The 23,495-nt window shown below is 65.1% G+C and carries 31 protein-coding genes; 24 read left to right on the top strand and 7 right to left on the bottom strand.

What is annotated here, in order from left to right; translation table 11 throughout:
• Nucleotides 1-3: 3 nt before the first annotated feature.
• Nucleotides 4-465: a DUF2721 domain-containing protein gene (locus KF730_RS15655; protein ID WP_294098897.1), complete on the top strand. Its 462-nt coding sequence runs from the start codon at nt 4-6 to the stop codon at nt 463-465.
• Nucleotides 462-860 carry a DUF4345 domain-containing protein gene (locus tag KF730_RS15650; protein WP_294098895.1) on the top strand — a complete coding sequence of 133 codons (399 nt, stop codon included), beginning with the start codon at nt 462-464 and terminating at the stop codon, nt 858-860. Before KF730_RS15655 ends, KF730_RS15650 begins: the two co-directional genes overlap by 4 nt.
• Here the strand turns inward: KF730_RS15650 and KF730_RS15645 are convergent.
• Entirely contained in the window at nt 853-2,439 is a 1,587-nt protein-coding gene (locus tag KF730_RS15645; protein WP_294098893.1) for an amidase, read from the bottom strand. The two genes, KF730_RS15650 and KF730_RS15645, sit on opposite strands and share 8 nt — an antisense overlap.
• A 518-nt stretch (nt 2,440-2,957) precedes the next feature.
• Here KF730_RS15645 and KF730_RS15640 point away from each other — a divergent pair.
• Together KF730_RS15640 and KF730_RS15635 are read left to right on the top strand one after the other, a co-directional pair.
• The gene (locus KF730_RS15640) at nt 2,958-4,904 is read left to right on the top strand and encodes a ribonucleoside-diphosphate reductase subunit alpha (protein WP_294098891.1); all 1,947 of its coding nucleotides are present in this window, start codon (nt 2,958-2,960) and stop codon (nt 4,902-4,904) included.
• A gap of 69 nt (nt 4,905-4,973) precedes the next feature.
• On the top strand, nt 4,974-5,441 hold the full coding sequence (locus tag KF730_RS15635; protein ID WP_294098889.1) for a membrane protease subunit: 468 nt from the start codon (nt 4,974-4,976) through the stop codon (nt 5,439-5,441).
• 68 nt (nt 5,442-5,509) lie between these two features.
• Here KF730_RS15635 and KF730_RS15630 read toward each other — a convergent pair whose 3' ends face one another.
• Nucleotides 5,510-5,770, bottom strand: a complete 261-nt coding sequence (locus tag KF730_RS15630) for a DUF2171 domain-containing protein (RefSeq protein ID WP_294098888.1) — start codon at nt 5,768-5,770, stop codon at nt 5,510-5,512.
• A 56-nt stretch (nt 5,771-5,826) separates the two neighbouring features.
• On the opposite strand from KF730_RS15630, the gene KF730_RS15625 reads away from it, so the two are divergent.
• The 6 genes from KF730_RS15625 to KF730_RS15600 all read left to right on the top strand — a co-directional run bounded on the left by KF730_RS15625 (nt 5,827) and on the right by KF730_RS15600 (nt 8,776).
• On the top strand, nt 5,827-6,153 hold the full coding sequence (locus tag KF730_RS15625; protein ID WP_294098887.1) for a hypothetical protein: 327 nt from the start codon (nt 5,827-5,829) through the stop codon (nt 6,151-6,153).
• Nucleotides 6,150-6,485 (top strand): hypothetical protein, encoded by a 336-nt coding sequence (locus KF730_RS15620; RefSeq protein ID WP_294098885.1) that lies wholly within the window; start codon nt 6,150-6,152, stop codon nt 6,483-6,485. The genes KF730_RS15625 and KF730_RS15620 overlap by 4 nt, the downstream gene beginning before the upstream one ends.
• On the top strand, nt 6,482-6,700 hold the full coding sequence (locus KF730_RS15615) for a hypothetical protein (RefSeq protein WP_294098883.1): 219 nt from the start codon (nt 6,482-6,484) through the stop codon (nt 6,698-6,700). The genes KF730_RS15620 and KF730_RS15615 overlap by 4 nt, the downstream gene beginning before the upstream one ends.
• Nucleotides 6,697-6,903, top strand: coding sequence for a hypothetical protein (locus KF730_RS15610; protein ID WP_294098881.1), 207 nt, complete (start codon nt 6,697-6,699; stop codon nt 6,901-6,903). The genes KF730_RS15615 and KF730_RS15610 overlap by 4 nt, the downstream gene beginning before the upstream one ends.
• Before the next feature lie 5 nt (nt 6,904-6,908).
• Entirely contained in the window at nt 6,909-7,964 is a 1,056-nt protein-coding gene (locus KF730_RS15605) for a ribonucleotide-diphosphate reductase subunit beta (RefSeq protein WP_294098879.1), read from the top strand.
• Between the two features lie 158 nt (nt 7,965-8,122).
• Nucleotides 8,123-8,776 (top strand): MT-A70 family methyltransferase, encoded by a 654-nt coding sequence (locus KF730_RS15600; protein WP_294098877.1) that lies wholly within the window; start codon nt 8,123-8,125, stop codon nt 8,774-8,776.
• A 19-nt stretch (nt 8,777-8,795) separates the two neighbouring features.
• Here KF730_RS15600 and KF730_RS15595 read toward each other — a convergent pair whose 3' ends face one another.
• Nucleotides 8,796-9,497 carry a BglII/BstYI family type II restriction endonuclease gene (locus KF730_RS15595; RefSeq protein ID WP_294098875.1) on the bottom strand — a complete coding sequence of 234 codons (702 nt, stop codon included), beginning with the start codon at nt 9,495-9,497 and terminating at the stop codon, nt 8,796-8,798.
• A 148-nt stretch (nt 9,498-9,645) separates the two neighbouring features.
• Here KF730_RS15595 and KF730_RS15590 point away from each other — a divergent pair, with 148 nt between their 5' ends.
• Nucleotides 9,646-10,335, top strand: coding sequence for a hypothetical protein (locus KF730_RS15590; RefSeq protein WP_294098873.1), 690 nt, complete (start codon nt 9,646-9,648; stop codon nt 10,333-10,335).
• On the opposite strand, the gene KF730_RS15585 is transcribed toward KF730_RS15590, so the two are convergent.
• Entirely contained in the window at nt 10,307-10,732 is a 426-nt protein-coding gene (locus tag KF730_RS15585; RefSeq protein ID WP_294098871.1) for an OmpA family protein, read from the bottom strand. The genes KF730_RS15590 and KF730_RS15585 overlap by 29 nt on opposite strands.
• 125 nt (nt 10,733-10,857) lie before the next feature.
• Here KF730_RS15585 and KF730_RS15580 point away from each other — a divergent pair, with 125 nt between their 5' ends.
• Complete coding sequence (locus KF730_RS15580) at nt 10,858-11,391, top strand: hypothetical protein (RefSeq protein ID WP_294098869.1); 534 nt, start codon at nt 10,858-10,860, stop codon at nt 11,389-11,391.
• 1 nt (nt 11,392) lies between these two features.
• On the opposite strand, the gene KF730_RS15575 is transcribed toward KF730_RS15580, so the two are convergent.
• Both KF730_RS15575 and xth read right to left on the bottom strand, forming a co-directional pair.
• A complete protein-coding gene (locus tag KF730_RS15575; protein WP_294098867.1) occupies nt 11,393-12,364 on the bottom strand; it encodes a hypothetical protein in 972 nt (323 codons plus the stop codon).
• Nucleotides 12,365-12,479: 115 nt separating this feature from the next.
• Nucleotides 12,480-13,250 (bottom strand): exodeoxyribonuclease III, encoded by a 771-nt coding sequence (gene xth / locus KF730_RS15570; RefSeq protein WP_294098865.1) that lies wholly within the window; start codon nt 13,248-13,250, stop codon nt 12,480-12,482.
• A gap of 117 nt (nt 13,251-13,367) precedes the next feature.
• On the opposite strand from xth, the gene KF730_RS15565 reads away from it, so the two are divergent.
• The 8 genes from KF730_RS15565 (at nt 13,368) to KF730_RS15530 (ending at nt 19,281) form a co-directional block, all read left to right on the top strand.
• Nucleotides 13,368-14,945 (top strand): CpaF family protein, encoded by a 1,578-nt coding sequence (locus KF730_RS15565; RefSeq protein ID WP_294098863.1) that lies wholly within the window; start codon nt 13,368-13,370, stop codon nt 14,943-14,945.
• Between the two features lie 110 nt (nt 14,946-15,055).
• Nucleotides 15,056-15,628: a NifU family protein gene (locus KF730_RS15560; RefSeq protein WP_294098861.1), complete on the top strand. Its 573-nt coding sequence runs from the start codon at nt 15,056-15,058 to the stop codon at nt 15,626-15,628.
• Nucleotides 15,628-16,221 carry a malonic semialdehyde reductase gene (locus tag KF730_RS15555; RefSeq protein WP_294098859.1) on the top strand — a complete coding sequence of 198 codons (594 nt, stop codon included), beginning with the start codon at nt 15,628-15,630 and terminating at the stop codon, nt 16,219-16,221. Before KF730_RS15560 ends, KF730_RS15555 begins: the two co-directional genes overlap by 1 nt.
• A 1-nt stretch (nt 16,222) precedes the next feature.
• On the top strand, nt 16,223-16,858 hold the full coding sequence (tsaB, locus tag KF730_RS15550) for a tRNA (adenosine(37)-N6)-threonylcarbamoyltransferase complex dimerization subunit type 1 TsaB (protein ID WP_294099912.1): 636 nt from the start codon (nt 16,223-16,225) through the stop codon (nt 16,856-16,858).
• Entirely contained in the window at nt 16,855-17,331 is a 477-nt protein-coding gene (locus tag KF730_RS15545; RefSeq protein ID WP_294098856.1) for a GNAT family N-acetyltransferase, read from the top strand. The genes tsaB and KF730_RS15545 overlap by 4 nt, the downstream gene beginning before the upstream one ends.
• A gap of 125 nt (nt 17,332-17,456) precedes the next feature.
• Entirely contained in the window at nt 17,457-17,870 is a 414-nt protein-coding gene (locus tag KF730_RS15540) for a MucR family transcriptional regulator (protein ID WP_294098854.1), read from the top strand.
• A gap of 116 nt (nt 17,871-17,986) precedes the next feature.
• Nucleotides 17,987-18,409, top strand: a complete 423-nt coding sequence (locus KF730_RS15535) for a Fur family transcriptional regulator (RefSeq protein ID WP_294098850.1) — start codon at nt 17,987-17,989, stop codon at nt 18,407-18,409.
• A gap of 23 nt (nt 18,410-18,432) precedes the next feature.
• Nucleotides 18,433-19,281, top strand: a complete 849-nt coding sequence (locus tag KF730_RS15530) for a lysophospholipid acyltransferase family protein (protein WP_294098848.1) — start codon at nt 18,433-18,435, stop codon at nt 19,279-19,281.
• Here KF730_RS15530 and KF730_RS15525 read toward each other — a convergent pair.
• Nucleotides 19,254-19,670, bottom strand: coding sequence for a hypothetical protein (locus KF730_RS15525; protein WP_294098847.1), 417 nt, complete (start codon nt 19,668-19,670; stop codon nt 19,254-19,256). The genes KF730_RS15530 and KF730_RS15525 overlap by 28 nt on opposite strands.
• A gap of 53 nt (nt 19,671-19,723) precedes the next feature.
• On the opposite strand from KF730_RS15525, the gene miaB reads away from it, so the two are divergent.
• The 4 genes from miaB (at nt 19,724) to ybeY (ending at nt 23,493) form a co-directional block, all read left to right on the top strand.
• On the top strand, nt 19,724-21,049 hold the full coding sequence (miaB, locus tag KF730_RS15520) for a tRNA (N6-isopentenyl adenosine(37)-C2)-methylthiotransferase MiaB (RefSeq protein ID WP_294098845.1): 1,326 nt from the start codon (nt 19,724-19,726) through the stop codon (nt 21,047-21,049).
• A gap of 50 nt (nt 21,050-21,099) precedes the next feature.
• Complete coding sequence (locus KF730_RS15515; protein ID WP_294098844.1) at nt 21,100-21,639, top strand: hypothetical protein; 540 nt, start codon at nt 21,100-21,102, stop codon at nt 21,637-21,639.
• A gap of 203 nt (nt 21,640-21,842) precedes the next feature.
• Nucleotides 21,843-22,850, top strand: coding sequence for a PhoH family protein (locus tag KF730_RS15510; protein ID WP_294098843.1), 1,008 nt, complete (start codon nt 21,843-21,845; stop codon nt 22,848-22,850).
• 133 nt (nt 22,851-22,983) lie between these two features.
• Nucleotides 22,984-23,493 carry an rRNA maturation RNase YbeY gene (ybeY, locus tag KF730_RS15505; RefSeq protein WP_294098841.1) on the top strand — a complete coding sequence of 170 codons (510 nt, stop codon included), beginning with the start codon at nt 22,984-22,986 and terminating at the stop codon, nt 23,491-23,493.
• Nucleotides 23,494-23,495 lie beyond the last annotated feature (2 nt).

Here is a 23,495-nt window from a genome sequence, read left to right as displayed (position 1 = left end):
GCCATGTTCCCCAGCCCCTATCTCTCCACCGTCTCCGAGACGATCCAGGCGGCGATCGCGCCGGTTTTCCTGCTCGCGGGCATCGGCGCCTTCCTCAACGTCATGGTCGGGCGGCTGTCGCGCATCGTCGATCGCGCCCGCCAGATCGAACAGCTCCATCCGCGCTCGACCGGTCCCGAGCATGACCGCCACGTCTGGGAGCTGCGAATCATCGACCGGCGCATCTCGGTGATCAACAACGCGATCTTCCTGTGCACGATGAGCGCATTGGTGATCTGCGTCGTCGTCGCGCTGATGTTCGTCTCGCGCCTCGCCAATCTCCATGTCGGGCTGTGGGTCGCGGCGACCTTCATCCTGTCGATGCTGCTGCTGATGGCCGGGCTGATCTATTTCCTGATCGAGGTGCGCATCTCGCTGGGCGCGATCCACATCCGCGAGGAATTGCTCGAGCTCGACGAGAAGTGAGCCACCACCGTGAGAAGCAGCTGCTTCAGGCGGTGATGTCGATCATGCTGGCTTTGCCTTTGTTCGCGGCATTTTCGGGGGCCGTATCAGGACCCGGATTCCTCGATCATGAGAGCGTGCCGACCCGCGATCTCGACAGCCATTTCCGGTATTTGAACGGCATCTTCCTCGCCATGCTCTGCTGCTATGCCAGCTGCATTCCCGGTATCGAGCGCAACGGCGCAAGGCTCCGCCTGCTGAGCATCCTGGTCATCACCGGCGGGCTGATGCGCGCGCTTTCCTGGGGGATCGTGGGGGCGCCTACGCTCGGCCACAAGATCGGCCTCGGCATCGAGCTCGGCGTGGTGCCGCTGGTCGTCCTCTGGCAGGCGCGCCTCGCTCGCCGCTTCACTTGATCGAGCGCGGCCCCAGATCGACCTGCAGCGTCTCCAGCCCCAGCGGCATCCGCCGGGCATGCGTCGCCTGCTCATAGGCATAGCCGGCGCTCAGCAGCAGCCCGTCCGAATATGCCGGTCCGATAAAGGAGAGCCCGGCGGGCAGCCCGCTCACCAGCCCCATCGGCACGGTCAGATGCGGATAGCCCGAGATCGCGGGCAGCTCGCTCGCCGAAGGCCCCTGGAACTGGTCGCCATGCGCGGGATCGTTGAGCCACGGCGTGCCATAGGTCGGCGAGACCAGCAGCTGGACATTCCCCGCCTTGAGCATCGCGTCGATCCCCTCGGCGCGCGCCTGCCGCAGGGATTTGGCGCGCGCCGCTTTATATTCGGGATCGTCGAGCCCCTTGGTCTGCTCGGCCTTCAGGAACGTCTCCTGCCCGAAAAACGGCATCTCGGCCTCGGCATTGGCGAGGTTGAACGCGATCACATCGGCCAGCGTGCGCACCTTCACCGTCGCCGGGGTGGTCGCCAGATAGGTCGCGAGATCGGCCTTGAGCTCGGTATAGAGCACCAGGCTCTCGGCCTCGCCGATCCCGTCCAGCTTGGGCATCTTCACTTCGACCAGCACCGCTCCCGCCGCGCGCAGTTCATCGAGCGCCTGGTCGAATCGCCTGGCGAGGTCCGCCGCCATCTCCGGCTTCCAATAGCCGACCCGCATGCCCCTGAGCGCGTCGGCGGAAAGCCCCGCGGCATAGTCACGGCGATATTTGTCCGCGTCCTTGGTCGCGGCATCGGCGGGGTCGCTGCTGATCATCGCGGAAAATAGCAACGCGGTATCCTTTACCGTGCGTGCCATCGGCCCCGGCGTATCCTGGCTATGGCTGATCGGCACGACATGCGTGCGGCTGACCAGCCCGAGCGTCGGCTTCAATCCCACCAGCCCGTTCATCGCGGACGGGCACACCACCGAACCATCGGTCTCGGTCCCGAGCGCGACCGCGGCAAGGCCCTGCGCCACCGCGGCGCCCGATCCGCTCGACGATCCGCACGCGCTCCGATCATGGACATAGGCGTTGCGCACCAGCCCGCCGACCGCGCTCCACCCGCTCATCGAATTGTTCGAGCGGATATTGGCCCATTCGCTCAGATTGGTCTTGCCGAGGATCACCGCACCCTGCGCGCGCAGCAGCGCCACCACCGGCGCGTCCCGCCTGGTCATATTGTCCTTGAGCGCGAGGCTCCCCGCCGTGGTCGGCAATTCGCGCGTCTCGATATTGTCCTTGATCAGCACCGGCACGCCGTCGAGCGGCCCGAGCGGCTTGCCCGCCTTGCGCCGCGCGTCGCTCGCCCGCGCGGCCGCGATCGCATCGGGGCTGACCGCGATCACCGCGTGCAGCCTGGGGTCGATCTCGTCGATCCGGTAAAGATAGCCGCGCACCAGCCGCTCGCTGGTCATATCACCGGCATCGAGCCTGGCGCGCAGTTGATCGATCGACTTCTCGAACACCCAGATCGCGTCGCCCTTAACTTGCCGCGCATCCTGTGCCGCCACCGGCGTGCCCGCCATCAGCGCCACCGCCAAGATCAATCGCCGCATCCCCGCCTCCATCCGTTCGGAGCGAGGCTAGGGCCCGTACTCGATACCCACAATGGTCGCATCCGCCGCGATGTTCGGCGCCGCAGCCGAACCCCACAAATTGTGTCCACAGGATTCACATCGACGGAAAATATTTTCGGTTCCGCATTTCCCCTCTTGCCTTTCAAGAACCCTAGGAAGGTCCACGCGTCGCGGCATCGCAGCACGATTTCGGGCACCATGAGACGAGTCATTTTAGCGACGAGTTGAGTCCGTCATTAACCATTTACCATCTTGTGCCCGGACCCGCTTTGGCACAATCTGTAGTGGTTGCACTGAGGGGCAAGCTCAAGCACTGGTATAACCAGCGCCGCATAGCTATATGCGGAACGGGTCATGCTGTGCCTGGCTTCGTAAGCGTGGACATCTTTTGTTCTCGTTTGATCATCGCGCCGATGCTAGATTTGGCGCCCGCCCCCGAGTCGGCCGGAGCTTCCCCGTGATGGAGGCGCGTGAAGGGCAGTAGGGGCTTGTACGAGATGGAATTCAGGGACACCGAAAGCGTGAGTGAAAGCGTCACCGAAGCGCCAGCCGCCGCCAAGGCGGAGCTGAATCAGGCCGCGAAGGCTCCCGAAGACGCCGCCCAGGCGGCGAAGCCGGCCAAGGCGAAGAAGGATTCGAAGACCGTCGATGTCCAGCTGTTCGCGGTCGAGGTCGATCATTCGCGCGATGCGCTGCTCACCGATTTCGGCAAGGATACGCTGAACGATCGCTATCTGCTTCCGGGCGAAACCTATCAGGACCTCTTCGTCCGCGTCGCCTCGGCCTATGCCGACGATCAGGCGCACGCCCAGCGCCTCTACGATTATATCTCCAAGCTGTGGTTCATGCCCGCCACGCCGGTTCTCTCGAATGGCGGCACCGGGCGCGGCCTGCCGATCTCATGCTTCCTCAATTCGGTGCCCGACAGCCTGAATGGCATCGTCGACACCTGGAACGAGAATGTCTGGCTCGCCTCGCGCGGCGGCGGCATCGGCACCTATTGGGGCAATGTCCGCGGCATCGGCGAGCCGGTCGGCCTCAACGGCAAGACCAGCGGCATCATCCCCTTCGTCCGGGTGATGGACAGCCTGACGCTCGCGATCTCGCAGGGTTCGCTGCGCCGCGGTTCGGCCGCCTGCTATCTCGACATCTCGCACCCCGAGATCGAGGAGTTCCTCGAAATCCGCAAACCCTCGGGCGACTTCAACCGCAAGGCGCTCAATCTGCACCATGGCGTGCTGATCCCCGACGCCTTCATGCACGCGGTGCGCGACGGCGCCGAATGGACGCTGCGCTCGCCCAAGGACGGTTCGGAGCGCGGCAAGGTCGATGCCCGCGCCCTGTTCCAGAAGCTGGTCGAGACCCGCCTCGCCACCGGCGAGCCGTACATCGTCTTCGCCGATCACGTGAACGACAACATGCCCAAGCATCACCGCGATCTGGGCCTCAAGGTTTCGACCTCGAACCTCTGCTCGGAAATCACCCTGCCGACCGGCAAGGACCATCTCGGCAACGAGCGCACCGCGGTCTGCTGCCTGTCGTCGCTCAACTTCGAGACCTGGGACCAGTGGAAGGACGAGAAGGGCTTTATCGAGGACGTGATGCGCTTCCTCGACAATGTCCTCCAGGATTATATCGACCGCGCCGAGCCCGGCATGGAGAAGGCCGCCTATTCGGCGATGCGCGAGCGCAGCGTCGGCCTCGGCGTGATGGGCTTCCACTCCTATCTCCAGGCGCGCGGGCTGCCGTTCGAAGGGGCGATGGCCAAGAGCGCCAATCTGCGCATGTTCCGTCACATCCGCGCCCAGGTCGACGAAGCCTCGATGCAGCTCGCGATCGAGCGCGGCCCCTGCCCCGACGCCGCCGAGATGGGCGTGATGGAGCGCTTCAGCTGCAAGATGGCGATCGCGCCGACCGCGTCGATCAGCATCATCTGCGGTGGCGCCTCGGCCTGTATCGAGCCGATCCCCGCCAACATCTACACCCACAAGACGCTGAGCGGCTCGTGGTCGGTCAAGAACCCGTATCTCCAGAAGCTGCTGCAGGAGAAGTCGAAGGATTCGGACAATGTCTGGAACTCGATCCTCGAGCAGGGCGGCTCGGTCCAGCATCTCGATTTCCTCAGCCAGGAGGAAAAGGACTGCTTCAAGACCAGCTTCGAGATCGACCAGCGCTGGATCCTCGAGCTGGCCGGCGATCGCACGCCCTATATCGATCAGGCCCAGTCGCTGAACCTGTTCATCCCCGCCGATGTCGAGAAGTGGGACCTGCTGATGCTCCACTTCCGCGCCTGGGAACTGGGCATCAAGTCGCTCTATTATCTCCGGAGCAAATCGGTGCAGCGCGCCGGCTTCGCGGGCGGGGTCGAAGCCGACAACACCATCGACGCGCCCAGGTTCGAGGTGGAATCGCGCGATTACGACGAATGTCTGGCATGCCAGTGAGGTGGTGGCTCGGCTGAGCAATCCGGGGATGCGTCATAGCGGGCGGCTTGGGTAATGAAGCCACCAGGCATGACGGTGTGGCTGAAGGAGCAGCGGTCGAAGCCGCCGCTGGGCGGCGAGGATGGAAGCATGGATCAAAGGACGGGATGCACGCTGATAGCGATCGTCGTTGGCGCGGTTGCCTTGGTCATCGCGCTGTTCGGCTATCCGCAATACCGTGTCTATTCGCAGCGGTTGGCGGGCGAAGCGGCGCTCGCCGAAGCCCAGTCGTCGAGACAGGTGGCGATATTGGAGGCGCGCGCCAAGAAGGAAAGCGCGATCCAGCTGGCGGAGGCCGAGGTTATTCGCGCGAAGGGCGCCGCGCAGGCCAACGCGATATTGCAGAACAGCCTCGGCGGCCCCGAAGGCTATTTGCGCTACCTGCAGATTCAGGCGCTTGAATCGAGCCGGGCATCGTTGATTTACGTACCCACCGAGGCCGGTCTACCCGTCACCGAATCCCGTCGTCTCGTACCTGTAAAGCCGGCGGCGGAATGATGCACGCATGCCATCCCGATCGCCTCGGACCGGACGCGGAAACCGCATCCGGTCGGGAAATGGCGTGCTCAGGCTTCCTCCTCGAAAGTCACCGCGACATCGGCGTTGGCGCTGAGCCGCACCTTGTCGCCCTCGACACCAGCGATCAGGCCGGTCGAGATGTAGTGGTGGTGCCCGGCATGGCGGCCCTCCGCACCTTCGATATCGGCGCCGCTGTCCTTCTTGGTGAGCTTGATGCGGTCGCCCTCGATCTTGTCGACGGTGCCGACATGGACGCCGTCGGCGCCGATGACTTCCATATGCTCGCGGATGTTGCTGGTATCGGCCATCTCAAATCTCCTGTCTGGGGTCCGGCCGCTCAACGCGCAGCCACCGGAATCGCTGCATGAGCCGCGCCCGCGCCCTTCTCGCTGTCGCCGCGCTGCTCGTGCTCGCCGCCTGCGCCACCCAGAGCCCAGAGGCCGTCCAGCCCGGCGCGCCCGGCTTCCTGTTCGGGCTGTGGCACGGCTTCATCTTCCCGGTCGCCTGGGGCTTGTCGCTGATCGTGCCGGATATCGCGGTCTATGCCGTGCCCAATAATGGCGGCTGGTATGATTTCGGCTATTTTCTCGGCATCTGCGTGTTCGGCGTCGGCGCCAATCGCGGGCGCAAGGTGATCTATCGCGAGCGCGTGGTGCGCGAGCCGCGCGGCCGGACCATCGATCACGAATGAGCGACCGCTTCGCCTTGATCCTGGCCAGCGCGCTCGCCTCCGCCGCCGTCTGGGCCGGCTTGCTGGCGGCGTGGGTGCTGCTCGACCGCGCCGTCGCGCCGCGGCTGCTCCAGCAGCGCCGCCACCGCCTCGCCCGGCGCGCCGCCACCGCTTTCGGCATCGACTCCCCGCAATATCAGGCGGAAGTGTCACGGCTCGACGCGCTCTACACCGACACACCGTCGTCGCCGCCGGAAATCGCCCGCCACTTCATCCGGGCGCTTCGCCACAATATCCTGCTGCTGATCGCGGTTTCGGTCGGTGTGCCGCTGCTGCACTGGCTCGCCCGGTGACCCGCAGCCTCGCCTTGATGGCCGGTGTCGCCACCGCCGCCGGGATTGCCGGCCTGACCACATTGGTCCGCCCGTCGTTGACCCGCCGCGCCCTGCGCCTGCCCGACGCGGAGGCGACCACCTATGCGCTGCGCATCGCCGGCATGATGCTGTTCGCGCTGGGCCTGTTTCTCGGCGGCTTCGCGGCGGTCGCGACGATGGCGAGCGCGGCATGAGCACCGGCGCCGCACTCGCGTTGCTCGGCATCTGCGCCTGCATCGCATGGGGCGCGCATATAATGCTGCGTCCCCAAATCTATCTCGGCAAGGGCACTGCCCCTGTCACCGATCCGCGCGTCATTCGCGGATTCGGCGCCTTCCTCATCGTTCTCGGCGTCTCGATCGCCGTCCTAAACCTCACCCAGTTCGTCTCGGAGTAGCCCCAATGTCCCTCACCGAAGCCCGCAAGCAATACAAGCCGTTCGAATATCCCTGGGCCTATGAGTTCTGGAAGCGCCAGCAGCAGATCCACTGGATGCCGGAGGAAGTGCCGCTCGGCGAGGATTGCCGCGACTGGGCGCAGAAGCTCACCGATCAGGAGCGCAATCTGCTCACCCAGATCTTCCGCTTCTTCACCCAGGCCGATGTCGAGGTGCAGGATTGCTACCACGAGAAATATGGCCGCGTCTTCAAGCCGACCGAGATCAAGATGATGCTCGCCGCCTTCTCCAACATGGAGACGGTGCACATCGCCGCCTACAGCCACCTGCTCGACACGATCGGCATGCCCGAGAGCGAATATGGCATGTTCCTCGAATATGCCGAAATGAAGGACAAGCACGACTATCTGCAGCGCTTCACCGTCGATACCGACGAGGATATCGCCCGCACCCTCGCCATGTTCGGCGGCTTCACCGAGGGACTCCAGCTCTTCGCCAGCTTCGCGATGCTGATGAACTTCCCGCGCTTCAACAAGATGAAGGGCATGGGCCAGATCGTCTCGTGGTCGGTCCGCGACGAGAGCCTCCACTGCGAAGGCATCATCAAGCTGTTCCACACCTTCGTGAAGGAGCGCGACTGCCTGACCAAGGCGGTGCGCGAGGACATCATGGACGTCTGCCAGACCACCGTCCGCCTTGAGGACGCGTTCATCGACCTCGCCTTCGAGCAGGGCCCGGTCCCCGGCATGACGCCGAAGGAGATCAAGAAGTATATCCGCTACATCGCCGATTGGCGCCTCGGCCAGCTCGGCTTCAAGCCGATCTACATGATCGACGAACACCCGCTGCCCTGGCTCGCCCCGCTGCTCAACGGCGTCGAGCACGCCAACTTCTTCGAACAGCGCGCGACCGAATATTCGAAGGGCGCGACGCGGGGGAACTGGAACGAGGTGTGGGATTCGTTCGACAAGCGGCAAAAGGCCAAGGCCGGGCCGGTGGCGAATGAGGACGTCGCCGAGGGCACGGATATGTTCGCAAAGGCGGGGATTGCGGCGGAGTGAGGCGGTTACCGCGAGCGCCCAGACTGACCGCTCGCAACGCCCGCCTTGCCATCAGGTCGAAGGGCGCTAGCGGCCGTCAAGTTAGTTACTTGACGGCTGTTGAGTCGCCACATAAGGATCCTGTTTTGTTCTCACCTGCGCTTTGCGAGGAAACGGTTATGCTGGATCCTATCGGACATGTGTCGCCGAACATCGATCTGCTGAGCCTCGGCCAAGATCAGAAATTCGGCACCATCCTCGCCGATCCGCCTTGGCAGTTTCAAAACCGCACTGGGAAAGTGGCTCCCGAGCACAAGCGACTCAATCGCTACGGTACGATGACGCTTGATGAAATCTGTGCGCTCCCCGTCGCGGAGGTCGCAGCCGATCCGTCACATTTATATCTCTGGGTACCAAACGCCCTTTTACCTGAAGGCATGAAGGTGATGGAGGCTTGGGGCTTCCGTTACATTTCGAATATTGTCTGGCATAAGATACGCAAGGACGGCGGATCAGACGGGCGCGGAGTAGGCTTCTATTTCCGTAACGTCACCGAACTCTTGCTGTTCGGCGTTCGCGGCAAGAACGCGCGCACGCTTGCTCCCGGTCGCAGTCAGGTCAACATGCTCCAGACTCGTAAGCGCGAACACAGCCGCAAGCCCGACGAACAGTACAAACTTATCGAAGATTGTAGTTGGGGGCCTCGCCTCGAAATGTTTAGCCGGGGCGCGCGCAAAGGCTGGACAGTGTGGGGCAACCAAGCCGACGAGAGCTATAGGCCAACTTGGGATACCTATGGCTATAACAGCGCAGCAGATATCGCCGCAGAGTAAGCGACTGCCGTACTTCCGATTAGATATAAGGTTGGCCGTTCCAGGTCGCCTCAGTCGCGGCGACGATTAATACCGGGCATGAACCCATCACACCTCTACGAACTCTCAATTTCGCTTTGTCGAACGCTGTCACTGTAGAGGTCGTCAGGTCGATCGGCAGCCTGGGGTTTTGAGCTTCTTTATCGAGCGTCGCCTGATAGTCCGACCAAAGTTTTCGTGCCAATTTAAGGAGTGCTGGCCGATCTTTCGTAATGATCACGCCAGCGGAAATAACGCCAGCTTCGTACCACGATCGATAAGACGCAAGATCTCTATCGAGATTACCATCTTTTGCATTCCATTCGACATCTAAAACGATGCGGTTCTTAAAGTTATCTACCAAGTAACCCTCTTGGTAAACCGGTGGCAGCTCTCCAAGTTTTTCGCCGCCTTTAAGATATAAAATGCCCTTGGTCTCAAGATCCAGCCTCGTCTCACACCAACCTCGTTGGGCGAATTGCTCATCGATCTGCTCGGCAATGTCGCCCCGGTTGCCACCAGCTTTGAGCCAAGAGCCTGGATCAAGACGATAGGTTGAGAGAACACTGACGATATCTGCCCATTCCTGCGGACACACGGCCTGCATCACTGCCGCTGCAGAATTCGATTCCATGAAGGCCCAATGGTCTCTTGCCTCTGGAGGAAGGACAGTCGGAAGATCATAGGTAAAAGTCTCGAACATGGCCGGTTTATGTAGGATCGCCCAATGAAGTCCAAGACCTATCGTTGACGCACTCCCTTCAAGCACATCGCCCCGCAAATTCCCGCTGTCCTACACCGCGAAACCCCTATAACTGGCCCCGCTCCTTCCACCGACAGGAGCAGATCCCATGCCCTATTATTCCTCCAAGGAAATGACGAACGAGGAGCTCGACGCCTGGACCGCCGCGAGCGACCGGCAGGACGCGATCGCGGAGGTCGCGGACGAGGAGGGCGGGCCAAGCCTGTCGCTGGTCGTCACCGCCGATCGCCCATCCCCTTATCCAGCCGACCTGTTGCCGCCCGCCGCCGCCGCCGGCACCCTTGTCGACGATGCCGAACCGGCAATCGCCGCGGAGCCGTTCGACGGCGTCCCCCTCACCAGCAGCCGCAAGCGCCTCGCCGGCTGGAGCGCGGAGCGCCAGCGGCTGTTCCTCGCCAGCCTCGCCGAAACCGGTTCGGTCCATCTCGCCGCCGCCGATGCGCGCCTCTCGGCGCGCTCGGCCTATCGCCTGCGGATGCGCTCGCCCGAATTCGCCGCCGCCTGGGATACGGCGGATCAGCTTGCCGTCGGGCGGCTTTCCGCGCTCGCCTTCGATCGCGCGATCAATGGCCGCACCGAACAGGTCTGGCATCGCGGCGAGCTGATGGTCGAGAAGCGCCTGCCCAGCGACAAATTGCTGACATGGCTGCTCGCCCGGCTCGATCCGCGCCGCTTCGCCGCCCCGTGGGAACAGCGCAAGGATGCCGCCGATCCCCAGCTCGCGGCTGGAGCGGGTGGCGGCGATGCGCTTACCAGCCGCTTCCCGGCCCGAAGCTGACCTCCACGCGGCGGTTGCGCGGTTCGCTGACGCCGTCGGTGGTCTCCACCGCGCGGCGGCTCTCGCCATAGGCTGCGGTGGTCATCGCCCCGTCCGGCACGCCGCGCCCCGCCAGATAGGCGCGGACATTGCTGGCCATGCGCTGCGACACGCCGATATTATAGCTTTCGTCGCCCCTGCGGTCGGTATGCCCGGCGATGGTGATCTCGGCCCGGCCGCACGCCTTGTACGCAGCGGCGGCCTGGTCGAGGATCGCCGCGCCCGCCGGCGTGATCGAATTCCTGTCGAACTCGAAATAGATCGTGAATGGCCCCGCCTTGCAGTCCTGCGCCGCCGCCGGCTGCGCAAGGGCGAGCGTGCCCGCGGCGATCGCCGCCAGTCCCAGGAACTTGCACATATGCCCTCCCGATCGTTTCGTTGCCGCGCATGGGTGATGGCGGGGCCTGCGGGAGTCAATCGCGCGCAGCCGCCGGGAAACCCGCCCACCTTCCGCGCCGCCCGCGCCTCGGCTAGGTTCGCGCGATGCCGCTTACGCTAACGCTCGCCGCCGCGCTTCTCCAGACCGCGCAGGATCCCGCCGCCGCCGAGCGCGGCTGCGTCATCGAGGCGCTGGCGCCGGACAAGCGCATCGATCTCGCCGAGCGCTTCATCACCGGCGAAATGCAGGCGGTGCAGGCGATCGCCCAAGCGCCTGCCGCCGCATGCGCCGCCAGATGGAAATGGAGCGACGAGGCGCGCGACTGGCACATCGTCCACAACGCCACCTATGCGGCGATGGTGACGCTCGAGGCGCAGCTGCCCAAGCCCTATGACGGCGCCCGGCTCGAGGCGCTGTTCGGCAAGCTCAGCCAGGACGATCAGATGGGGCTGACGCTGGAGGGCGGACCGAAGCTCGATGCGGCGCGCCATGCCGCGCTCGGCCAGCGCATCGGCGCGATCCTCGCCGCCGAGAAGCTCACGCCTGAGGACGTGAACACCGCCGGCAACTGGTTCGTCGCCTATGCCCAGTTCATCGAATCCGATGCGCACCTGAAGGCGCTGGCCGGCGCCAAATAGGCTAAGCGCGCAGCTTGAGCCCGCCGGTCACGCGGATCTCGCGGACGCGGCCATGATCGCACGCGGCTTCGCCATGGCAGATCAGCCGGTCGTAGCCGCTGCCCGGGCAGATCGCATGTGCCGCCACCGGCGCCGGCAGCAGCCCATAGAGGCTGAAGCCGCGCGGGCGCAGCAGCCCCGCCAGCCGCCGCGTCTTGCGCGCCCCGGCCCAAGGACGATGTGCCTGGAGCTCGCGCCGCACCGAACCGGTGGTGACGCGCTCGCCGACCGGCTGATAATCGGCGGTGGCGAGCTTGGGAAACAGCGCCCGGGCAAGGCTGCGGACGAAGCCCGGCGCCTGCGGCCCCGGCGGCAGGTGCGGCACCGGATCGCCGTCGAGCTCGTAGCGCAGGCAGGCGATCCGGCTCTCGGCATAGGCTTTGGCGAACCGCGAATTGCCCGCCTTGGCGGCGGCGATCGTCGCGACGCTGATCTGCAGATCGTCCCACCGCGTCTGCCGCGCCGCGCGCACCGCGAACAGGTTGGCGAGCGCGCCGCCCTTGCTGTGCCCGGTCACGAACAAATGCCGCCGCGAGCGCCGGTCGAGCAAATTCTGGTCGAGCATCGCCTGCACCGCGGTGTGCACGCCGGGCTTGCCGTCGAGGTCGCCCCACAGCCGCCGCAGCGAGTCCGAAAAGCCGAGATGGACCCCACCGCCATATAACGGATCCTCGACGCACAGCGACAGCGAGTCGTTGAGCCAGTCGAGCACCACGTTCCAGTCATCATTGCCGGTGCCGAAGAAGGGCGGCAGCGATCCGCGAAAGGCGACGACCACGCCTTCGTTGACGCGGCCGACCAGCGCCAGATCGATGCCGCGGGCGATCACCACCGGCTGCTCGATCCAGCCGACGCGGCGCTGCTCCACTTCCATCCGGGGCTGATAGGTCTGCGATGCCGCGTAGAGCATCCGCCGTTTCATGCAGTCGCGCATTGGTTCATTCCTTCGACGCCCGCTCTGGCTTGCCGCCCGAGCGCCGCATGTCTGCCGCCTCGTCGCCGAACCGCCGATGAACGGTTGACGCGCGGCCGCCAACGGGAGCGGGCGGTTAGTCGAGCGCGATCCATACCGGCGCGTGGTCGCTGGTCTTTTCCCAGCCGCGCGCGAAGCGGTCGACCTGGGCGTCCCTCAGCCGCTTGGCCGCCGGCGCGTTGAGCAACAGGTGATCGATGCGCAGCCCGGCATCGCGGGCGAAGGCGTTCCGGAAATAGTCCCAGAAGGTGTATATCGTCTCGCCGGGATGAAGGTGGCGGAGCGCATCGCACCAGCCCTGATCAAGCAGCCGGAACCAGGCCGCGCGCGCTTCGGGCGCGAACAACGCATCGTCGCGCCAGCGTTCGGGTTTGTAGACGTCGAGATCGGTCGGCATCACATTATAGTCGCCCGCCAGCACCACCGGCGCGTCCATGCCGATCAGCCCTTCGGCATGGAGGATCAGCCGCTCCATCCAGCGCAGCTTGTAGTCGAATTTCGGCCCTGGCCGGGGATTGCCGTTGGGCAGGTACAGCCCGCCGACCAGCACGCCGTTCACCGCCGCTTCGATATAGCGGCTGTGCAGATCCTCGGGATCGCCGGGCAGCCCGCGCCGCGTCTCGACCGGATCGCAGCCGCGCGCGAGGATCGCGACGCCGTTCCAGCTCTTCTGGCCGTGCCACACCGCGCCATAGCCGGCGTCGCGGATCGCCGCCTCGGGGAATTTCTCCTCAGGCGCCTTCAGCTCCTGCAGGCACACCACATCGGGCCGCGCCTCGGCCAGCCAGCGCAGCAGCACCGGCAACCGCCCGTTGACGCCGTTCACATTATAGGTCGCGATCTTCACGCCGGTTGATGCTCTGGCGCTCGATTAGGTTCCGGAAATGATTTGCGGATGTGGTTAGGCAATTCTCAAGGCTTGGCCGCTAACCCTTTCGTTCACCAGGGATAGGCAAGGTCTTACGTGAGCGCTTTCGGACGACGCAGCGGATTGGGAGGCGGTACGGGCGGACGCCCGGCGTTCGGCGTCGCGCGCCCGATGCAGAGCAGCGGTTCCGCGCCGCGTCCGACCGATCCCATGCCCTCGGGCGGCGAGCAATTCCCGCCGATCGGCAGCGTGCCGCTTCCCGGTGGTGGCGCCAGCCCGCCGCCTCCGGCCGATCCGATGATGGCCGAGCGCGATCCCGCCGGCGGCAGCCTCGCCGCCAGCGACGCGCTCCAGCGCCTCGCCGAGCGGCAGGCGACTTCCGGCGACGCCGGCAACAGCCGCGTCGAAGGCTTCGAAGCCTCGATTCACCGCATCAAGGAACAGGTGCTGCCGCGCCTGCTCGAACGCGTCGACCCCGAGGCCGCCGCCACGCTCAGCAAGGATGAGCTGGCCGAGGAATTCCGCCCGATCATCGGCGAAGTCCTTGCCGAGCTGAAGCTGACCCTCAACCGCCGCGAACAGTTCGCGCTCGAAAAGGTGCTGGTCGACGAGCTGCTCGGACTCGGACCCTTGGAAGAGCTGCTCAGCGATCCGGCGATCTCGGACATCATGGTCAACGGCCCCGAGCAGACCTTCATCGAACGCAAGGGCAAGCTCGAACTCGCCAACATCTCGTTCCGCGACGAGGAGCATCTGTTCCAGATCGCGCAGCGCATCTGCAACTCGGTCGGCCGCCGCGTCGATCAGACCACGCCGCTGGCCGATGCCCGCCTCAAGGACGGTTCCCGCGTCAACGTCATCGTGCCGCCGCTGTCGCTGCGCGGCACCGCGATCTCGATTCGTAAATTCTCGGCCAAGCCGATCACGCTCGACATGATGGCCTCGGGCGGATCGATGTCGGTCAAGATGGCGACGATGCTCAAGATCGCTGGCGCCAGCCGCTTCAACATCGTCATCTCGGGCGGTACCGGCTCGGGCAAGACCACGATGCTCAACGCCTTGTCGAAGATGATCGACCCGGGCGAGCGCGTGCTGACGATCGAGGACGCCGCCGAACTTCGCCTGCAGCAGCCGCACTGGCTGCCGCTCGAAACCCGCCCGCCCAACCTCGAAGGGCAGGGCGAGATCACCATCCGCGACCTCGTCAAGAACGCGCTGCGTATGCGCCCGGACCGCATCATCCTCGGCGAAATCCGCGGCGCCGAGTGCTTCGACATGCTCTCGGCGATGAACACCGGTCACGATGGCTCGATGTGCACGCTCCACTCCAATTCGCCGCGCGAGGCGCTGGCGCGTATGGAGAACATGGTGATGATGTCGGACATCAAGGTGCCCAAGGAAGCGATCTCGCGGCAGATCGCCGATTCGGTCGATCTGATCATCCAGGTCAAGCGCCTGCGCGACGGCTCGCGCCGCATCACCAACATCACCGAAGTCATCGGCATGGAAGGCCCCGTCATCGTGACGCAGGAGCTGTTCAAGTTCGAATATCTCGACGAATCCTCCGACGGCAAGATCATCGGCGAATATCGTTCGATGGGTCTGCGCCCCTATACGCTCGACAAGGCCAAGCAATATGGCTTCGATCAGGCGATGCTCGAGGCATGTCTCTAGAGCCGGATTCCGCTTCGCTGAACTGGTGACGGCGCCAGCCCGCTCCCACGATATGGATCAAACCATGCCCGCCGCTTGATCCGCGGCCTCCCAAGCGCCACATGGCGCACATGCTGATCGAGACCGAACCCACGCCCAATCCGGCGACGCTCAAATTCCTTCCCGGCCGCACCGTGATGGATGCCGGGACGCGCGACTTCGCGACCCCCGAGGAGGCCGAGGCATCGCCGCTCGCCAATGCCCTGTTCGGCCTCGGCGACGTCACCGGCGTGTTCTTCGGGCGCGATTTCATTTCGGTCACCGCCGCGCCCGGCGTCGAATGGCAGGGCCTTAAGCCCGATGTGCTTGGGCTATTGCTCGATCATTTCAGCGCCAACATGCCGCTGTTCCATGCCCCCGCCGCCGGCTTCACCGTGCCCGGCGAGGATCAGGATTTCGGCGACAATCCGGAGGACGCCGAGATCGTCGAGCAGATCAAGGAACTGATCGAGACGCGCATCCGTCCGGCGGTCGCCAATGATGGCGGCGACATCGTCTATCGCGGCTTCGACCAGGGCAAGGTCTATCTGCAGATGCAGGGCGCCTGCGCCGGGTGCCCGTCGTCGAGCGCGACGCTCAAGAACGGCATCGAGCAGCTGCTCAAGCACTATGTTCCCGAAGTAACCGAAGTGAGAGCAGTATAATGGCGACGCCCCTCAACGACGAAGCCCTCGACCGGCTGTTCCGCACCGCGCGCACCGCCAATGGCTATACCGACGACCCGGTCACCGAGGCCGATATCCGCGCGATCTATGACCTGCTCAAGATGGGGCCGACCTCGGCCAACCAGCAGCCGGCGCGTTTCATCTGGATCACCAGCGAGGAGGGCAAGGACAGGCTCGCCGAGCTGTCGAGCGGCACCAACGGCGCCAAGATCCGCAAGGCGCCCGCCGCCGTGATCATCGGCATGGACCTCGCCTTCAACGAGCAGCTTCCCTGGCTCTTCCCGCATGCGCCGACCGCCAAGGACTGGTTCCCGACCGAAGAGATCCGTTACACCCACGCTTTCCGCAATTCCTCGCTCCAGGGCGCTTATTTCATCATGGCCGCCCGCGCGCTGGGCTTCGATACCGGCCCGATGTCGGGCTTCGACAACGCCAAGGTCGACGCGGCCTTCTTCGCCGATCAGCCCAATGTCCGGTCGAACTTCATTTCGACGATCGGGCACGCCGATCCTGGCACCATCTTCGAGCGGCTTCCCCGTCCCGAATTCGAGCAGTTCAACCGGGTCCTCTGAACTGTCCCGCACGCTCGTCATCGAAACCGCCACCGCCGCCTGCTCGGTCGCCCTGATCGAGGGCGGCACGGTGATCGCCAACACCCATGAGGTCGTCGGGCGCGGCCATGCCGAGCGACTGGTGCCGATGATCGCAGCGCTGCCGGGCGAAGGGCGCGCGGAGAGCATCCTCGTCGATGTCGGCCCGGGCAGCTTCACCGGCGTGCGCGTCGGGCTGGCGGCCGCGATCGGCCTCGGCATCGGCTGGGGCGCGCGGGTTCGCGGCTATTCGTCGCTCCCCCTGATCGCCGCTGCGGCGTTCGCCGCCGATCCTGCCTGCGGCCACCTTGCCGTCGTCCTCGAAGGCGGGCACGGTGAGGTCTTCATGCAGGCTTTTCGCGCTTCCCCGTTCGGCGCCGACGCGGCGCTCCAGTCGCTGGCGCCTGATGCGGCGCTGGCCGCGCTGGGCGGCCTGCCCGCGATCGGCAGCGGCGTCCGCCGTCTCGCCGGGATCGCGCCCGATCGCCCGCTGCGCGAAGCCTGGCCTAATGCCGTGGATGCGGTGCTGCTCCCGCCGGGTTTCGCCGCGCTCGCGCCGAGCCCGATCTATGGCCGCGCCCCCGACGCCAAGACATTGGCCGAACGCGGCCTGGCATGAGCACGATCCTCAATCAGAGCGAGCTGCGCGAAGGCGGGGTCCATGATCTGCCCCATGTCGCCGGCATCATGCGGGACGCGTTCGATCCGCGCTTCGGCGAGGCGTGGACCAGCGCCCAGTGCATGGGGATGTTGTCGCTGCCCGGCGTCTGGCTGGTGATCGCCAGCCTCGGCGAGCAGGATATGGGCTTCGCGCTGGCCCGGATCGCCGCCGACGAAGCCGAGCTGCTGCTGCTCGCGACCCGCCCTTCCGCGCGCCGCCGCGGCATGGGCGGGGCGCTGCTCCGCGCGGTGATCGAAGAGGCCCGCGCCCGCCACGCGACACGCATTCACCTGGAGGTACGCTCGGGAAACGATGCGGTCGAGCTCTACCGCCGTGAAGGTTTCGCCAAAGTTGGCGAGCGTCGTGACTACTATCGCGGAAAGGCCGGGCAGTTATTTGATGCGCATACCTATGCCCGCGATTTGAATTAGATCGAATCTATTCACAAGATTACATATATTTTCGGGATTGCCGCTTGCCATAGGGCCGAAATGGACCGATATGGTATCGCGAAGCGGCGAACATAGTCGCTCAAAACGGGTCGAAAGGGATAATCATGGATACGATGTCGGATATTCAGGAAACGCTGGTCACGCTGACCGCGGATATTGTTGCGGCGCATGTCAGCAACAACAGCGTCGCCGTCTCCGATCTTCCCGTCCTCATCGCCAATGTACATGGCGCGCTCGCCGGTCTTGGCGCTCCCGCGGCCGAGCCGGAAGTGAAGCAGGAGCCCGCGGTGTCGGTGCGCGCCTCGATCAAGCCCGATTACATCGTCTGCCTCGAAGACGGCAAGAAGCTCAAGATGCTCAAGCGCCACCTGATGACGCATTATCAGATGACCCCCGAGCAGTATCGCGCCAAGTGGAATCTGCCGGCCGACTATCCGATGGTCGCGCCCAACTATGCCGAGCAGCGCCGCACGCTCGCCAAGAAGATCGGCCTCGGCACCAAGCGCCGCAAGCGCTGAGTTCTCCGCTTTCGGGCGCCACAATGCAAAACGCCGGTCCGGGCACAATGTCCGGGCCGGCGTTTTGCTGTCCGCCTCCCCTTCCCCCCTGCCGACGATGACGCTACATCTACGCCATGGCACGCAAGATCGACCTCGAAGCCCTTTGTCACGAAAAGGGCCTGCGGATCACCGAGCAGCGCAAGGTGATCGCCCGCGTGCTTTCCGACGCCGAGGATCATCCCGACGTCGAAAAGGTCTATGAGCGGGCGTCCGCGATCGATCCCGGCATCTCGATCGCCACGGTCTACCGCACCGTGCGGCTGTTCGAGGAAGCGGGCATCCTCGACCGCCATGATTTCGGCGACGGCCGCGCCCGCTACGAGCCCGCGCCCGAGGCGCATCACGATCATCTCATCGATGTCGAGACCGGCCGCGTCATCGAGTTCGTCGATCCCGAGCTCGAACTGCTGCAAAAGCAGATCGCCGAGCGGCTGGGCTTCCGCCTCGTCGACCACCGCATGGAGCTCTACGGGGTTGCTCTCGACCGCAAGTCGTAGCGCTTTTACGCGGAGACTCAAAAATGAGTCGTAGAGAGGCCGCCGCGCGCGGCGCGCCATATCCGCTTACAACCATCGAGACGCTGCGCGTCAGCTGGCGCGTGTTCCTGCTGGTGCTGCTGATCCTCACCCATGTGCCGATGCACTATCTTTGGAAGCTGCTGCATCTGCCCTCGGCATGGCCGCGCTGGTTCCTTGCCCGGGTCGGCTGGATCGCCGGCGCCCGCGTCCGCAAGATCGGCGTGCCGCTGCGCAAGAACGTATTCTACGTCGCCAACCATCTGAGCTGGATCGATATCCTCGCATTGGGCGGCGCGAGCGGCACCGCGTTCATCGCCAAGGCCGAACTGGCGCAGGCGCCTCTGGTCGGCTGGCTCGCCGGGCTCAACCGCACCGTCTATGTGAAGCGCGAGAACCGGCTCGGCGTCGCCGAGCAGATCAACGAGCTGCGCGACGCGCTCGACGAGAATTGGGCGGTGACGATCTTCCCCGAAGGCACCACCACCGATGGCCAGTCGCTGCTGCCCTTCAAGACGCCGATGCTGCGCGTCCTCGAGCCGCCTCCGCCCGGCGTGATGGTCCAGCCGGTGCTGCTCGATTACGGTGCGGTCGCCGAGGACATTGGCTGGATCGGCGAGGAGAGCGGGATCGTCAACGCCAAGCGCATTCTCGCGCGCAAAGGCCGCTTCCGGCTCGACATCCACTTCCTTGAGCCCTTCCACCCCCGCGATTTCCCCGGCCGCAAGGCGATCGCCGCCGAGAGCCGCCGCGTCATCGAGGGTGCGTTGATCGCAACGCTCGGCAAACCGCTGCGCGACTTTGCCCATACCGTGGAAGCGGTGCGCTACGAGGGCAAGCCCGCCGACTTGTAGGCCGCCATCACGTCGTCACAGCCCTTGGCCAATTCGGCCTTGCCGCCATAGGTGGCAACCAGAACCCCGGCGATCTCGTTGCCACGACCACGCAAGACATGCGGCATGACGACCGCACCCGCATCACGAATCGTGATGCCGCGATCCTTGGCCACCCGCGCCATGGCGGTAGTCGCGAAGGCTTGCGTCTTCGCGCGATCCTCGACCGGTTGGCGATGGACGGCGGCGCAATCGGCCAGCACCACCCACCACGGCTCGATCTGCTCGCGATACGACATCTTCAGCGGCGCCATCTTGTCACGCGAATCCGCTGCGGCTGGTACGGTCTGGGCGCCAAGCGGAACCGCCATCGTCAGCAAAGTGATCGCAAAACCCGCTACCCGCAGCATCGCCTTCTCCCCAACGTGACGTATCGCGCCCGATCCGCTATGGGCGCCCGCAAATGACTATTCCCAAGACCTTCCACGTCAAGTCGTTCGGCTGCCAGATGAACGTCTATGACGGCGAGCGCATGGCCGAGCTGATGGCCGCGCAGGGCATGACCGCGACCGACGACGCCAATGCCGCCGATCTCGTCGTGCTCAACACCTGCCATATCCGCGAAAAGGCCACCGAAAAGGTCTATTCGGACATCGGCCGTATCCGCAAGCACGCCAGGAACGATCAGGGGCGCGAGCCGATGATCGCCATCGCCGGCTGCGTCGCCCAGGCCGAGGGCGAGGAGATCGTGCGGCGCGCCAAGGTCGATGTCGTGGTCGGACCGCAGGCCTATCACAACCTCCCGGACCTCGTCGCCAGGGCCGCGGCCGGCGAATCCGCGCTCGATACCGACATGCCCTTCGCCAGCAAGTTCGGCGCGCTCCCCGCCCGCCGCAAGGTCGGCCCCTCGGCGTTCCTCACCGTGCAGGAAGGCTGCGACAAGTTCTGCACCTATTGCGTCGTCCCCTATACGCGCGGCGCCGAAGTCAGCCGGCCCTTCGCGGCGATCGTCGACGAAGCCAGGGCATTGGTCGATGCCGGCGCCCGCGAGATCACCCTGCTCGGCCAGAACGTCAACGCCTGGGACGACGAGGCGGGCACCGGCCTGCACGGCCTGATCCGCGAACTCGACAGGATCACCGATCTCGCCCGCATCCGCTACACCACCAGCCATCCCAATGACATGCGCGAGGGTCTGATCCGCGCCCATGCCGAGGTCGAGAAGCTGATGCCGTTCCTCCATTTGCCCGTGCAGGCCGGTAGCGACCGCGTCCTCAAGGCGATGAACCGCAGCCATAGCCGCGATTCCTATCTGCGCATCCTCGACCGCGTCCGCGCCGCCCGCCCCGATATCGCGCTGTCGGGCGATTTCATCGTCGGTTTCCCCGGCGAGACCGAAGCCGAATTCGCCGAGACGCTCAGCCTGGTCGATGCGGTCGGCTATGCCCAGTGCTTCAGCTTCAAATATTCGCCCCGCCCCGGCACTCCCGCGGCCGAGCTGACCGACGGCTTCATCGCGCCCGAAGTGATGGACGACCGCCTCCAGCGTCTCCAGTCGCATCTCAACCGCGATCAGGCCGCCTTCAACGCCGCAACGCTTGGCCGCACCTGCACCGTTCTGATCGAGCGCAAGGGCAAGCTGCCCGGCCAGATGCTCGGCAAGTCGCCCTGGCTGCAGTCGGTCCATCTGACCACCGATGCGCAGATCGGCGATCTCGTCGAAGTCGAGATCGTCCGCGCCGACCCCAATTCGCTGGCCGGTGTCGAAAAGGTCCGCGCGGCCGCCTGACAAAGACAAAGAGACGTGGTAGTTTCCTAGTGAAAAGGGAGACTCCGTCGATGCTGAAGCATTTGATAGCCGCCGGCGCCGGCCTGGCCCTCGCGAGCTGCGGTAGCGGCGCACCAACGGGCAACGCCGCCGCACCCGCCGAGACCCAAGCCGCCAGCGGCGGCTTCAACGCGCTCGATGCCTGCGCGACTTTGCCCAGAGAAAAGGTCGCCGAAATCGCCGGCACCAAGGTCGAAAGCGCGACGCTGAGCCGCGTCACGCCCGGCACCGCCGGAACCGCGGCTTTCTCGCAGTGCAGCTATGCCTTTGCCGGCGGCGCCACGCTCGATTTCTTCGCCCGCCAGTCGCCCGTCGACGACAACACGCCGGATGCGATCCAGCGCACCAAACAGGGCATGATCGACAATCTCGGCGCCAAGCCGGTCGATATCGCCGGTCTCGGCACCGCCGCGTTCAGCGTGGAGCAGATGCACCAGCTCCACGTCTTCTGGAACGGCAATCGCTACATCTATTTCATGTCGATGAACCCGCCGGCGGGCAGACCGGTCACCGAGGTCGAGCGGGCTTTGGCCAAGGCGGTTACCGGCTGACCCGTCGGCCGCTGTCGCCCAAATAGCGCACTCCACAGCTTTCGTGATCAGGCGGCGGAATTCGCTGTTCTGTTGGGATTCGCTCTGCCAATCTGCGCGTCGCACATGCGCTACGGAACCACCCGCTCCGCTTCCGGTTACGCCCATACGGGCCACCGCGCACGCACTTCGCTTTATCGCACTCTACAGCCCGAAAGGATCGCATGAGCCGCAAGCCTGTCCAGGCCCAGTCCGGGGATCGTTCCCGCACCGAGGTGACGTTCGACAAGCCCCAGCTCCTGCCGCAGCTATTCGGCGAGTTCGATAGTAACCTGCTCGCGATCGAGGAGCGCCTCGGCGTCTATATCCACGCCCGCGGCCAGAAGGTGCAGATCGAGGGATCGGCTGAAGCGGTCGCCCATACCCGCGAGGTGCTCCAGGAACTCCACAGCCGCGTCATCCGCGGTGAGGATATCGATACCGGGCTGATCGAGGCGGTGATCGCCATGTCGAGCGAGCCGATGTTCACCGGCATCGTCAAGGCCGAGGTCGCCAACGGCAATTCGCCCCCCGGCATCATGATCCGCACCCGCAAGAAGACGATCGTACCGCGCTCGCTGACCCAGACGCATTATATGCGCGAGCTGGTTTCGAACGACATGATCTTCGCGCTGGGGCCGGCGGGCACCGGCAAGACCTATCTCGCCGTCGCGCAGGCCGTGGCGCAGCTGATCACCGGCAGCGTCCAGCGGCTGATCCTGTCGCGCCCGGCGGTCGAGGCCGGCGAGCGGCTCGGCTTCCTGCCTGGCGACATGAAGGAGAAGGTCGATCCCTATCTCCGCCCGATCTACGATGCCCTCTACGATTGCCTGCCCGCCGAGCAGGTCGAGCGGCGCATCGCCAGCGGCGAGATCGAGATCGCCCCGATCGCCTTCATGCGCGGCCGCACGCTGGCGGATGCCTTCGTGATCCTCGACGAGGCCCAGAACACCACGCCCGCGCAGATGAAGATGTTCCTCACCCGCTTCGGCCAGAACAGTCGGATGGTGATCTGCGGCGATCCCAACCAGACCGATCTGCCGGGTGGCACAAATGCCAGCGGCCTCAACGACGCGGTCAACCGGCTGGAAGGCGTCGAGGGCATCTCGATGGTCCGCTTCTCGGCCCAGGACGTCGTCCGCCATCCGATCGTCGGCCGCATCGTCATGGCCTATGAGGGGCCCGATGCTTGATCTGCTTAAATCCTCCCCCAGAGGGGGAGGTGGCAGCCAGAGGCTGACGGAGGGAGCCTGCCGCGAGCGATACCGCTCGGGGCCTGCCCCCTCCACCGCTTCGCGGTCCCCCTCCGGGGGAGGATTTTAGGGCATGCTCGACGTCGCCGCACTTCCCGAACCCCCCTGGCCGGAGCGCGATTGGGAAGGCCTTGCCATCCGCGCTGCCGAAGCCGCGGTGCGCCAGACCCCTTATGTCGAATGGATCGATCACGACGCCATAATCGAGATCGCCGTCCGCCTGACCGGCGATGCCGAGGTCCAGATTCTCAACCGGCAGTATCGCGGCAAGGACAAGCCGACCAACGTCCTGTCCTTCCCGATGGTCCAGCCCGACCTTCTCGAAACCGTCACGCAAAACAGCGACGATGGCGAGGTCATCCTCGGCGACATCATCCTCGCCCATGGCGTCTGCGTGGCCGAGGCGGCCGAGCGCCAGATCGGCGTCGAGGACCATGCCACACACCTGATTGTCCACGGCGTGCTGCATTTGCTAGGCTATGATCATCAGGGCGACGCGGAGGCCGAGGCGATGGAGGAAATGGAGCGCGCCGCGCTCGCCTCGCTCGGGCTGCACGACCCCTATTCGATACGCGAGGACTGAAC

Origin of the sequence: Sphingomonas sp. (genome assembly GCF_019635515.1) — a bacterium.
Classification (GTDB): Bacteria; Pseudomonadota; Alphaproteobacteria; order Sphingomonadales; family Sphingomonadaceae; genus Sphingomonas.
Note: the sequence above shows the minus strand (reverse complement) of the source record. Positions and strands in the feature narration are given on the sequence as shown.